At 33.0% G+C, this 12,450-nt stretch carries 14 protein-coding genes; 3 read left to right on the forward strand and 11 right to left on the reverse strand.

Translation table 11 applies throughout. The annotated features are described in order from the left end of the window. Positions 1-20: 20 nt before the first annotated feature. A complete protein-coding gene (locus tag BUB80_RS18115) occupies positions 21-635 on the reverse strand; it encodes a hypothetical protein (protein ID WP_139262769.1) in 615 nt (204 codons plus the stop codon). Then, on the reverse strand, positions 616-1,182 hold the full coding sequence (locus BUB80_RS18120; RefSeq protein WP_073295925.1) for an RNA polymerase sigma factor: 567 nt from the start codon (positions 1,180-1,182) through the stop codon (positions 616-618). The genes BUB80_RS18115 and BUB80_RS18120 overlap by 20 nt, the downstream gene beginning before the upstream one ends. Positions 1,183-1,320: 138 nt before the next feature. Between BUB80_RS18120 and BUB80_RS18125 the strand changes: the two genes are divergently transcribed. Continuing rightward, positions 1,321-1,518, forward strand: a complete 198-nt coding sequence (locus BUB80_RS18125; protein WP_073295928.1) for a bacteriocin-like protein — start codon at positions 1,321-1,323, stop codon at positions 1,516-1,518. A gap of 71 nt (positions 1,519-1,589) precedes the next feature. Here the strand turns inward: BUB80_RS18125 and BUB80_RS18130 are convergent, their stop codons facing one another. From BUB80_RS18130 to BUB80_RS18170, 9 genes are all read right to left on the reverse strand, one after another. Then, positions 1,590-2,525, reverse strand: coding sequence for a Dyp-type peroxidase (locus BUB80_RS18130; RefSeq protein ID WP_073295931.1), 936 nt, complete (start codon positions 2,523-2,525; stop codon positions 1,590-1,592). A gap of 33 nt (positions 2,526-2,558) precedes the next feature. Further along, positions 2,559-3,281 (reverse strand): ABC transporter ATP-binding protein, encoded by a 723-nt coding sequence (locus BUB80_RS18135; RefSeq protein WP_073295934.1) that lies wholly within the window; start codon positions 3,279-3,281, stop codon positions 2,559-2,561. Position 3,282: 1 nt separating this feature from the next. Then, a complete protein-coding gene (locus BUB80_RS18140; RefSeq protein WP_073295937.1) occupies positions 3,283-4,749 on the reverse strand; it encodes a DUF5687 family protein in 1,467 nt (488 codons plus the stop codon). Between the two features lie 156 nt (positions 4,750-4,905). Next, the gene (locus tag BUB80_RS18145) at positions 4,906-6,555 is read right to left on the reverse strand and encodes a DNA repair protein RecN (RefSeq protein WP_073295940.1); all 1,650 of its coding nucleotides are present in this window, start codon (positions 6,553-6,555) and stop codon (positions 4,906-4,908) included. A gap of 75 nt (positions 6,556-6,630) precedes the next feature. Continuing rightward, the gene (porD, locus tag BUB80_RS18150) at positions 6,631-7,542 is read right to left on the reverse strand and encodes a type IX secretion system protein PorD (RefSeq protein ID WP_073295942.1); all 912 of its coding nucleotides are present in this window, start codon (positions 7,540-7,542) and stop codon (positions 6,631-6,633) included. Positions 7,543-7,578: 36 nt separating this feature from the next. Next, positions 7,579-8,784 (reverse strand): bifunctional phosphopantothenoylcysteine decarboxylase/phosphopantothenate--cysteine ligase CoaBC, encoded by a 1,206-nt coding sequence (coaBC, locus tag BUB80_RS18155; RefSeq protein ID WP_073295945.1) that lies wholly within the window; start codon positions 8,782-8,784, stop codon positions 7,579-7,581. Between the two features lie 120 nt (positions 8,785-8,904). Continuing rightward, on the reverse strand, positions 8,905-9,228 hold the full coding sequence (locus BUB80_RS18160) for a DNA-directed RNA polymerase subunit omega (protein WP_027378789.1): 324 nt from the start codon (positions 9,226-9,228) through the stop codon (positions 8,905-8,907). A 42-nt stretch (positions 9,229-9,270) separates the two neighbouring features. Next, the gene (locus BUB80_RS18165; RefSeq protein ID WP_073295948.1) at positions 9,271-10,266 is read right to left on the reverse strand and encodes an outer membrane protein assembly factor BamD; all 996 of its coding nucleotides are present in this window, start codon (positions 10,264-10,266) and stop codon (positions 9,271-9,273) included. A 103-nt stretch (positions 10,267-10,369) separates the two neighbouring features. Next, positions 10,370-10,999, reverse strand: a complete 630-nt coding sequence (locus tag BUB80_RS18170; RefSeq protein WP_054512667.1) for a TetR/AcrR family transcriptional regulator — start codon at positions 10,997-10,999, stop codon at positions 10,370-10,372. A gap of 99 nt (positions 11,000-11,098) precedes the next feature. Between BUB80_RS18170 and BUB80_RS18175 the strand changes: the two genes are divergently transcribed. Both BUB80_RS18175 and BUB80_RS18180 read left to right on the forward strand, forming a co-directional pair. Continuing rightward, positions 11,099-11,725 (forward strand): TatD family hydrolase, encoded by a 627-nt coding sequence (locus BUB80_RS18175; RefSeq protein ID WP_073295950.1) that lies wholly within the window; start codon positions 11,099-11,101, stop codon positions 11,723-11,725. Continuing rightward, a complete protein-coding gene (locus tag BUB80_RS18180; RefSeq protein ID WP_073295953.1) occupies positions 11,718-12,443 on the forward strand; it encodes a tRNA threonylcarbamoyladenosine dehydratase in 726 nt (241 codons plus the stop codon). The genes BUB80_RS18175 and BUB80_RS18180 overlap by 8 nt, the downstream gene beginning before the upstream one ends. Positions 12,444-12,450 lie beyond the last annotated feature (7 nt).

The following is a 12,450-nucleotide window of genomic DNA, read 5'->3' on the forward strand; positions in this document are numbered from 1 at the left end:
TTTTTATAGTTAAAAGAATATTATTTCCCGTTCAGATCAACGCTTGCTACGTTGCTTTCTTTAGTTTTCTCAATCACATCTTTATGCTCTACAGAAAAAAGCAATGTGGAAGGATCTACATATTTTTTTCTTTTCGTAGGAACCTTTGAAGAATCTACCTGAGCCATAATTTGTTCCGCCTTAATTTTAGGCATTTGTGGAACTATTATTTGCGTCCCTCCTTTTTTCTGAAGTAGTGGCTTATGCTCCGCTAAAATAGTGGAAGACTGAACTTCATCGGTAAATTTAGTTGAAACTACCTTATTTTTAGGAGTTGTATTTTTATCTGCATATATAGAATCAACATTTTCAGCTACATCTTCAAGAGATTTTTCCTGAGCCGGCCTATTTTTTATTTCTGCAATTTCTGTATGTTGAGTTTTCTCTTTTCCTGAATGATTTGAAAAAAGAACGAATCCCAAACCAAAAGCCAGAACAATGCTTGCCGCAGCCCAAACCCAAGCCATATAAGATCCAGATGGTTTCTGCTCTTTCTGTAATTCAATCTCAGACCATAAATCTCTTGAAGGAGTAATTTCCCTTTCTTCAATCTGTTTTTTTATCTGATGTTCCAAACTATCTTTGTGCATGTTCATTTCTCTTTGTTTTTTGTTGTTGAAGATAAAGTACTCTTAACTTCTCTTTAGCCCGAAACAGCTGTGTCTTGCTTACCGCCAGCGAAATTTGTAACGTATCGGAAATTTCCTGATGCGAGTAGCCTTCCAGAACATACAAGTTGAAAACCATTCTGTAAGCATCCGGAAGTTGATTCAAAAGCTCCTGAGCATCAAAATCAACATTCACTTTATCTTCCTGAACTTCTATCATAAAAGAAGGGTTGATATCATCTATGTAAAAAACTGTTTTGTGACTTTTTATAAAATTAAGACATTCATTCACCACGATTCTTCGGGCCCATCCTTCGAGATTGCCATCGCCACGAAAACTTTCAATATGTTTAAAAATTTTACAGAAAGCTTTGATGATACAATCTTCCGCCTGATACAGGTCTGTGATATAGCTTTTGCCCACGCTCAGGAACTTCTTAACGTTCTGCTCATAGAAAATCTTCTGAGCAGCCGGATCTTGTTTTTTAAGACGGCTCAGTAAATCTTCTTTTTTATTTCCGAACAAAATTTTCATTATTAAAACTGTTTCTATTGTAAAGACAACGTAAACCTGAAAAGGTTACACAAAAATATATTTTTATTAAAAAAGTTTTTGAATTAATATTTTTCCTATTTTAGTGAATAATTACAAATAACTATAAAACAAAACATTATGAAAAATCTAAAGAAATTAAACAGACAGAATTTAAAAGAAGTTTTAGGCGGTCATACTTGCCCCGGTACCCTTATTCATCTTGAATGGAACGGATATCACGCTTGCTGTCTAAAAGCACCGGCAGGTGGAAATCCTTGCAAAGGAACATCTTGCTTAATCCCGGTTGACATGTGCGATAACGGAAATCCGATGTAACCTTTAATTAAAATAATTGATACCAAAAAAGGTCAGATATGTTCTGACCTTTTATATTTTATTCACTCTTTTTATCCTGAAAAATCATCCAGCATATCTCTCGTTGGTACAAAGAAAAGTGTTCCTGTTACTGCCGTACTGAAATCTAAAATCCGATCATAATTACCAACAGGATCACCGATAAACATATTCGTCAACATTTTCTTAGTTGTTGTAAATGTACTTGCGTAAGCAATAAAATAAGTTCCAAATTCATTCGTTGATGGATTTCCAAAAGGCATATTATCTCTTACAATCTTTAATTCTTCACCATTCTCCCCTTCCACATTCGCCAAAGCGATATGTGAATTAGACGGCTTTACATCATCCGACATTTCAATATCATTTTCTTTTGATCTTCCAATTACTTTTTCCTGCTCTTCCGTTGAAAGACCTTTCCAGGCATCCATATTATGAAGGTATTTCTGAACAAAAAGATAGCTTCCGCCTTTATAATTTTGATCTTCATCGCCAATTTTCGCGAAATAATTTCTGTCATCTCCATGTGGATTTTCGGTTCCATCAACAAAACCTAAAATCGAGCGGGCATCCCAATATTTAAAACCATGAATTTCTAATATGCCTTCAGCCAAAGGAGTTAGCAAGTTTGAAATTTCAATTGCCATATCAAAAATCAGACTTTTATTATCTGCTCTCAAATGAAAATGAAGATCTCCCGGCGTAGAAACTGCGGTATGTTTTATGCCTTTAATTTCTTCAAAAGTTGCCAATTCTTTAGGCATCGGGATTGGAAGTTTCAATTTCTTCCACGCTTCATAACCAATTCCCATCACACAACTTGCGCGACTGTCTGGAAATCTATTAAACACAGAATTATTTAAATTTAAAACTAAAGCACATAATTGTTGAAAGACATCTTTTAACTTAGGATCATCATTCAACTTCCAAACCATGAAAATGGTATTGCTATTTGGATAATCTGTAACGTTTTGTGATTCTATACCCATGAATTCAATAAATATTAGTCTTAAACTTTTAAATTAAATAGCCTCAATCGGAGTCGAAACCTGATCTGCAAAATATTGCTCAAGCTCCTTCAACGTCTCAGGATTGGTTTGAATATCTTTTACCAATTGACCTTTATTTACGACAACAATTCTGTTACAAACTTCTGTGGTATGCGAAAGATCATGACTTGAAATAAGGAATGTTACCCCGTCTTGTTTTGATAATTCTTTAATTAAATTCTTCAGTTTGATTTGTGTGGAAGGATCTAAGTTGGCAAAAGGCTCGTCCAAAATAATAATTTCAGGATTACCGATAATCGCGCCTACAATCCCAACTTTCTTTTGATTCCCCTTTGACAAATCACGAACGTATTTTCCTGAGTTTAAAATTTCACCATTAAATAAATCGTGAAATTGTTTTAAGAACTCATCCACAGAAGCTTTATTCTGCCCTCTCAGCTCACCAATGAAATAGAAATATTCCTCCGGAGTTAGATAACCAATTAAAAAAGTATCATCCACGAACGCTGAAACTTTGCTTTTCCAAGCTTCGGATTCACTTACTTTAATTCCATCAATGCTTACAGAACCTGTTGTAGCCTGAATCAAATCTAACATTAAGCTGAATAAAGTAGTTTTTCCAGCTCCGTTATTTCCGACAAGACCAAAAGTTTCGCCATTGGGAATTTCAATATTTTCGATATTCAGAACAGTCGCAGTTCCGTATGTCTTAGATAAATTATTTATAGTAATCATATTAATCTTTGTTTTTGAATGCGTCTAATGTACTGTATTTCTCTTTTTTATAATGTCTTACGATAGCATCGAATATTTTTTCTCTCAATAAAAATCCAATTAATCCTAAAATGGCAATGCTTACAACGCCAACAGTCATTCCGAAGAAATATTTTGAAACTCCGAAAACCGCTATAGGTAAAAGCATTTTTGGAATTAATAACAGCAAAGCTTTAATATTGAAACTGTTTTTCTGTCCAATCCTTTTCTCTCTGGAATTAAGATCTATCTGAGTTTTATTAAATGCTCCAGACCAAAGTGTAAACTGAGAATTAACCCCAATATTATACAATCCTGCTGCAAAGAAAGTAATGTAGATTTCCCAACCCCAATACGCATAAAATAGAGCGACAATCATTGAAAGTCCCGTTACAATATTCATTAACCACCATTTTGCCTTTAAATATTCTTTATAGGGAACATTTAAAGTCATCATCAAAGGATAATAAGAACTATCGAAAGCGGGAACCTTTTGCCCAAATAAAAATTGAAAACCACCCGTTACAAAAAGTCCCATAAGCATCATCATGTAAGGTGTTTTATAGACTGGAGAGGAGAACATGAGCATTCCGTAGAATATAAACAGGAAACTCCCCAAAACGATTCCTTTGGCCACTTTATTACGTCTTAGGAGCTTAATATCATTGTTAATGAAAGTTCCAAGTACACCGTATTTATTTAAGAAAGCAATATTTTCTGTTCTCCCGATTTCTTTTTTAGCTTCTAATCCTTCATCCAAGTAAAACTCCTGATAAACATGTTTAAAGCAAATCCACCAAAGTCCCGAAAACAAAGCAATCGGTATTAAAATCAAATAAGGCTTTGTATAAAAACCATAGAAAAAAGTTTCAGAATAAGAAAGAAGCGGAATAATATTATAATACGTCAAAAGCCCTAATCCAATGAATATAGACCCAATTATAATAGCAATCGTTTCTTTATTATTGAAAAGTATATTGATGAAATTATTGAGATAGAACAATAATGAAACTCCAATAAACCAGCTTAAAACTTCTAAAAAACCGTATCCGTTGAATAATGCAATGATAGAAAATGTGATAAGAAATAAAGAATTTAGCCAGCTGAAAGCTGATAAAAATGTTTTGATCAACATATAATTGACCAATGTTTTCTTAGAAACATTCAGCGTAAGAAAAGGCTTAATATTTTGGGTAGACATCTCTTGCCACATGTATTTGACAATCAAATCCACCACCCAGACAATAATCATGAATTTTGAAACTACTTTTATAGGATCTTCGTTCATTTTATTCTGCACCAAATAGAAAACAGCAAAAGCGCCTCCTATCAAACATGCCATAAAATTAAGAATTCCAATTAATCGCAAAATCTTCATGGCAAGATTTACGCCTACAGAAGTACCACGAAAAAAACTTTTTATTTCTAGCCTTAGGAACTTTACAAACATAGCTTACTTTTTTACATTAGTAAGTACAATGCAAAATATGTTACAGATTTTCAAGGCAAATCGTATAAACAGAATGAAAGTTTAATTAGTTTGAGATCCTTCGGCTCCGCTCAGGATGACATTTCTAATACTAAATATTTAAGTAAGTTCTAATAATTACCCAATAAGTTCTTTTGCCTGCGCCAAAGCCGCCTCAGTAATTTTACTTCCGGAAAGTAATTGGGCAATTTCATTCAATTTTTCGTTTTCACTTAATGAAACAATCGTTGATTGCGTTTTACCCAGCACATCCTGTTTTACCACTTTATAATTATTATTCCCTTTTGCAGCAACCTGTGCTAAGTGAGAAATAACGATTAACTGCATATCCTGAGACATTTCACGCATAAGATTTCCTATTTCTTCGGCTACTTTTCCAGAAACTCCGCTGTCGATTTCATCTAAAATAAGTGTTGGAAGTTCATCACTTTCAGCAATTATTTTTTTAACAGCCAACATTACTCGTGATCTTTCACCGCCTGAAATCGCTGTCTGAATTGGTTTTAAAGGAAAACCTGAATTCGCCTGAAACAGCAATTGAATATTCTCTTTTCCAAATTGATTGAATTCTGAAATATCCTGAAGCTCAATATCTACTTTAGCTTTTTCAAGACCTAATTTTTTAAGTAAGCTTTCTGCTTTTTTAATGAAAACAGGAACACTTTTCTTTCTGTTTTTTGAAAGTTTCTCAGAAATTGATTGAAGAGATTTTTCTTTTTTAGAAATATTTTCTTCAATTTCTATAATGGATAATTCTAATTCTGAAGCTCCTTCTTGCTCTCCTGATAGCTGATTCCTAATTTCTATTAGTTCATCAACGTCAGAAACATTATGCTTAATGAATAAACTGTTAAGTTTATTATTCAGTTCAGAAAGCACTGCCAGATTTTCAGGATTAATTTCAATTTTCTCAGATTCATTTTCCAGTTCGGAAATGATATCTTTTAATTCTACAAAAGATATTTCTAATCTTTGGTCAAGCTCCGCAAAGCTGTTTGACACCTCAGAAATTTTTGATAATTTATGTTTAGCTTCATTAAAGAAAGATAAGATCCCGATTTCTTCCTGATGAAATCTTGATAAAACCTGAGACAGGTTTTCTGAGATCATTCCTGCATTTTCCTGAACAGAAAGTAGATTCTTTAATTCTTCATAATCAACACCATCTAAATTCAATTCTTCTAATTCACTTAATAAGAATTGTTTATAGTCGCTTTCTTTATTGTTTTCAGAAAGCTGAATTTTTAATTTTTTAAGCTGCGTTTTCAGGCTCTGAAATTCTAAAAATTCATGCTGATACTCTTCAATGATCTTTTTATTTTCAGAAAGTCCGTCAATGATTTTAAACTGATATTCTGACGTAAAAAGATTAGACGTTTCAAACTGTGAATGAATATCGATAAGTTGCGAAGACAGTTCTCTTAAAACATCCAATGTTACCGGAACGTCATTAATAAACGCTCTGGACTTTCCTGCAGGAGAAATTTCTCTGCGGATAATCGTTTGATGTTCATAATCGAGATCATTTTCGATAAAGAATTTTTTGAACTGATTATTTAAATTAAATTCAGTTTCAACAATGCTTTTTTCGGCTGCATTTGAGATGGATTTTACATCTGCTCTTTCCCCTAAGATAAGTCTAAGAGCACCTAAAATTATCGATTTACCGGCACCGGTTTCCCCAGTGATTACTTGTAAACCGTTGTGTAATGATACATCCAGCGTATCAATAAGGGCAAAATTTTTAATGTAAATTCTCGAAAGCATTGATGTAGCAGTTACTTTAGGTAATGCAAATATAGAACTTTAAATGTCAGAATTCAAGACTGGAAATTCAGAGTTTTACTGTTTCCATTGGCTCCAATATTTGTCTGTATTTTTCGGGTTCATTAGGATTAATAATTGTTTCAAATCACCTAGTACAATTTCCCCGTTATTTCCTGAATTGAAAATATTAAAAATTTCATCCGCTTTAGTTATTAGAAAAAGATCTAGATAGTAATTCTGAGTAAAATTGCTGTCATAGGTTTTCAACTGCATTAAGCCATCAAAAATCACTTTTTTAGCAGAAGTCTGATCCTGATTAAATAAGTTATCTAAACCTGCTCTGTGATAAGAATAGAAAAGTGACCTTAGTTGTACCATATTCGGGCTCATGATTTCTCTGATCAGCTGAGAACGGTTTCTAGGTTCAGCAATTTGCTTCCAGCCATCATAAATATTTTGAGATTCACCATTTTGAGCAATCTGCTGTGCTTTTTGAAACCATTGCGTTCCGCCAGAAGATTGGAAGCTATCTGCATCATACCCCAAGATTGTATACACATAAAAACTGATGACATCAATTAAGTTTTTACCGGAAAACTGTCTTTCATTAAAAATAAGATTCTCATTTTCAATATACTCAAAAGAAAATCTTTGATCCCTAATATTCAATAATGAGGATTCATAAATTGTGTTATAAACCGGACGTACAGATTGAACTGTAATATACCCTTTATACTTGTTACCACCGGGACTCTCAGTCAGAACAATAGAAAAATTACATTTTATTTTTTCAAAATTCTGAAGCTTTTTACCTGTCCAGCTAGTATTATTGATAAAATCTCTAAGGCTTTTTTCCAACGATTTATAAACCTGCTGATTACTTCCTCCTAATGATTGAGCGTCTACCTTAATGTTTGCCAGCAATTCCTGAGAAAAGCTAAGATTAAATAAGAAAAGTAGTAAAAATAAACTTATGTATTTTTTCATTATCTAGTAAAAATTGAGAACGGAAATTTATTAAAATTATTTTAAAATCTGAGACTCCACAAAATTGAGAATATCTTTTGCGACATCGTCTTTAGATTTTAATTCAAATTCTTTTTTCTCCGTTTTGGTGAATATTTTTATTTTATTGGTATCATTTTTAAATCCTGCTCCTTCATCGCGAAGAGAATTTAAAACAATCATATCAAGATTTTTCTTTTCCAGCTTTCCCTTTGCATTTTCTTCTTCATTCTGAGTTTCTAAAGCAAAACCAACCAAAAACTGGTGGGTCTTTTTATCACCCATTGTTCTTAGGATATCCGGATTTTTAATTAATTCAATGGTTAAGCTATCATCATTCTTTTTAATTTTTTCCTTAGCCACTTCTTTTGGAGCGTAATCTGCAACTGCTGCACTTGCAATCCCGATGTCTATGGTATCATAAAATTCAAATACTTTCTCCAACATTTCTTTTGCAGAAGTCACTTTATATACATCTACATTTTTATCATTCATCACCTGAGAAGTAGGCCCTGATATCAAAATAACTTTTGCGCCTCTTTTTGAAGCCTCTTCAGCCAAAGAAAACCCCATTTTACCAGAAGAATGATTTCCTATAAATCTTACAGGATCAATCGCTTCATAGGTAGGTCCGGCCGTAATTAAAACGGTTTGACCTTCTAATGTCTTTTCATGATGAGCTGCATTAAAAAATTCTTCAACAGTATGAGCAATCGTCTCCGGCTCTGCCATTCTTCCCTGCCCAATCAATCCGCTTGCAAGCTCACCATCTTCGGCAGGAATGATGAAGTGTCCGAAATCTTCTGCTAATTCTAAATTCTGTTGTGTGGAAGGATGTGCATACATATCCAAATCCATTGCTGGTGCTATAAAAACAGGACATTTCGCTGACATATAAGTGGCAATAACCAAATTATCACACATTCCGTGTGTCATTTTAGCTAATGTATTCGCCGTACACGGAGCCACAATCATCACATCAGCCCACAAGGCCATTTCCACATGGCTGTTCCATGTTCCGTTTTCATTGTAAAAATCTGTATATACAGGTTTTTTAGACAATGTAGACAAGCTTAGCTTTGTTACAAAATGCTCAGCATCAGGAGTCATAATCACCTGAACTTCGGCTCCTTTCTTTATAAAATCTCTTATCAGAAAATGAATTTTATAGGCTGCAATTCCTCCAGAAACGGCAATAAGAATCTTCTTCCCAGAAATACTCATGTAGTTTTAATTTTTTAAAACACTAAAATACTTATTTTTTCTCACAAACCATTTAAACAACAAAGGTCATAAAAGAAATAGTTCCTTTATGACCTTCATCTATTAAAAACCAAATGGTTTTTATTTTCTTTCTTCAGTTTTTCTGAAGTAAATATCTTCGTTTAACCATTCTTCGATAGCGATAGAAGTTGGTTTTGGAAGTTTTTCGTAATGTTTAGAGATCTCAATTTGTTCTCTGTTTTCGAAAACTTCTTCCAATGTAGAGTTGTGAACAGCAAATTCGTCTAATTTGTTATGCAATTCTGTACGAATTTCTGCATTGATCTGCTCTGCTCTCTTTCCCATGATAACAATAGCTTCATAGATTGAGCCTACTTTATCTTCAATCTTATCTTTATCGTAAGTAATAGTATTTACTTCTGCTTTTGTATCTTTTACACTCATTTTGAGAAAATTAATTTATTTATAAGTTCGCAAATTTACGAATTATCTTTGGATTTTGAAAGTCGCTGCCGGTGGAGGTGTCTGAAGCTTCGCACTATCCCTCTGAATCTGCATTGCTTTCTTCTCAGAATCTATCTGATTTTTAATTTGCTCTTCAGTTTTGTTCTTTACAGCCTGCTTTTCTACCTCTTTCTTTTGTCTTGCCGTTAGATTAGCAATTCTAGCTTCTGTTTCTTTTTTTACAATAACAAAATCCTTCTTTTCTTTCTCTAATTTTTGTCTTAGATCCAGTGCTGTTTTAGAATATTCTGTATTTGGAAGATCTTTTTCAACCACTTTTGTAAATGACAAGGCGCTTTCAATACGCTCGTCTTTAAGATCATAAATAGATTTCTGAGCCAATGCGTAACGAGCTTTCATGATATAATCATAAATTTTCGGACGAAGTTTCGTACTTGGGAAATCTTCTAAAACATTTTCTAAAGATGTATTAGCAGCTTTGTAATCTCCCATATTGAAATATTGTCTTGCATTTTCGTAAGATTTGAATTCTAACTTGTAAGACAACTCATCAATTAGGGTACTGATATTTTTAGATCTTTCAGATGTCGGATAGTTGTTTAAGAAATCCTGTAGCTCATTGATGGCCATTTGAGTACTAGACTGGTCCAAATTATAATCCATAGATCCTTCGTAGTAACATAAAGCCGACATATAAGCCGCCTCTTCTGCTCTAGGATCTTTTGGAAAACTTACTGCAAAGTTTTTAAACTGGTGTCCTGCCAACTTATAATTTTTATCATAATAGTTAGCATACGCCGTATTGAAACCTACATTTGGGAAATCGTCTGTCCCTGCAACCAGATTAGCTAATCTATCATAAAGAGCCAAAGAATTTTTCCACTTCTTTTTTGCAAAATTTTCGTTTGCAACTTTTAAGATGTAGTTTTTATCAGCACTTTTCATTGCTTTATCTTGCTGACTCGCACATGAAGTTACCACAGCCACAGCAAAAAGACCTAAAATATATTTTTTCATATAAAAAATTCAACAGTTTTCGGATTATATGACCGATCTATTAATTTGCAAAAATATAACTTTTTTGTCAATAGATTTTTTTTTATGAATATTTAACGTAATTTTAGTCTGCAGCGTATCCCAAAATTGCAAAAACACTGAGTAAGAGATTCATTCTTACCTTTTTTTCTGCTTCTTTCGCATAAGTTTCTTCATTTTTACTCGGAACATAGAGCTCATAGAAGTTTTTATTACGAATAACAAACAAAGTAGACCCAAGAATTGTTGTCAAAATATCTTCAGGTTTTGGGGTAAATGTGAAAACTCCTGACGCCACTCCTTTTTTAATGACTTCATCTAATTTTTTAACAAATAATTGATAAAAATCAAGCAATTCATCTTTTAAATTTTCTGTATGTCGAAGTTCCTGCGTCACAAATCCGTGGAAATAATTATATTTAAACAACTGAGAGACAATATATTTGATAATTTCCTTCATTTGCATTTCCGGCTTCCCTTCTTTGATGGTATCTGCAAATTCTGAAAAAGTTTCTCTCGTCTTCAACACTCTGTATTGATAGAGATAAGACATCATTTTTTCTTTAGAACCGAAATAATAAGAGATCATGGCAACGTTGATATTTGCTTTGGAACAGATGTCCCTCACCGATGTTCCTTCGTAGCCTTTTTTTGCGATCAGTTCTTCAGCAATATCTAAAATATGGATTTGTTTTTCTGTAAATTTTTTCTTCATGTGAAGTACACTTTGAGTAAAGTTAAGAAATTTTTAACATATTTATAAACGTTCGTTTAAGAATTTTATATTAATTCTAAATAGTTAGTATTTTTGTACATGGATTTTTTTGATTTTCACCATCATAAGAAAAATGTGGCTTATGGAATTTATAATGCGGAACCCAATGTTACTCCGCCCGACATTCCATATTCTATCGGCATTCATCCAAAAGACATTGATATTAATTTAATAGATAATCAACTTGATTGGTTACTTTCAAATATCAATGAAAACTGTCTCGCCATCGGAGAATGCGGATTAGATTCTTTGGTTTCTATTGATCAAAAAATTCAGGAGGAAGTATTTTTAAAACAAATAAAGATTGCCAATGAACTCAAAAAACCTTTGATTATTCATTGTGTAAGAAAATTTTATGAAGTGATTTCATTTAAAAAATATGCTGAACAGCCTATGATCATTCATGGTTTTAATAAAAAACAAAACATTGCCGAAGATCTCCTTAAAAAGAATTTTTATTTGAGTTTTGGAAAACCCGTTTTGTATAATTTATCTTTGCAACATATTTTGAAAATTAAACCTTTAGACAAAATCTTTTTAGAGACTGATAATGAAGATTTTAATCTCGAAGAATTATACAAAAAGACTTCAGAACTTAAGGGAATTTCATTAGAAAAATTGAACGAACAGATTATAGAAAATTTAGAGACAATAAAAAATGGATAAAAACTGGTTGGAGAGAACGGAACTTCTCATCAAAGAAGAAGGTTTGGAAAGATTGAATAAAGCAACTATTTTGGTTGTCGGGCTCGGCGGAGTGGGTTCTTTTGCAGCAGAATTTTTGGCAAGGGCCGGAGTCGGAACCATGACCATTGTAGATGGTGACACGGTAGATATCACCAACATCAACAGACAGTTACCTGCTTTACACTCAACTGTCGGAAAACATAAAGTAGATGTTGTTGCAGAAAGGCTTTTAGATATTAATCCCAAACTTAATTTAACCAAAATTAATGAGTTTCTAAATCCGGAAAGAATGGATGAAGTTTTGGATTCCGCAAAATTTGATTATGTTTTAGACTGCATTGATAGCGTAACACCAAAAATCTGTTTAATCATTGCTGCAAGAAGAAGAAAAGTAAAAATCGTAAGCTCAATGGGAGCTGGAGGAAAGACCGATCCTAGCAAGGTGATGGTAAGAGATATCAGCAAAACAGAGCATTGCCATCTTGCAAGACAGGTAAGAAAAAGATTAAAAAAGGAGAAAATTGACAAAGGCGTTCGTTGCGTTTTTGCTAACGATATTCAAGATGAAGAAAGTCTGAAAATGACAGATGGAACCAATTATAAAAGATCTTTTTACGGAACCATAAGTTATATGCCTGCAATTTTTGGTTTGTATACTGCTTCTGAGGTTATTAACCATTTATTGAAAAAAGATTAAAAATTTA

The sequence above is a fragment of the Chryseobacterium polytrichastri genome, from assembly GCF_900142445.1.
Taxonomy (GTDB): Bacteria; Bacteroidota; Bacteroidia; order Flavobacteriales; family Weeksellaceae; genus Chryseobacterium; species Chryseobacterium polytrichastri.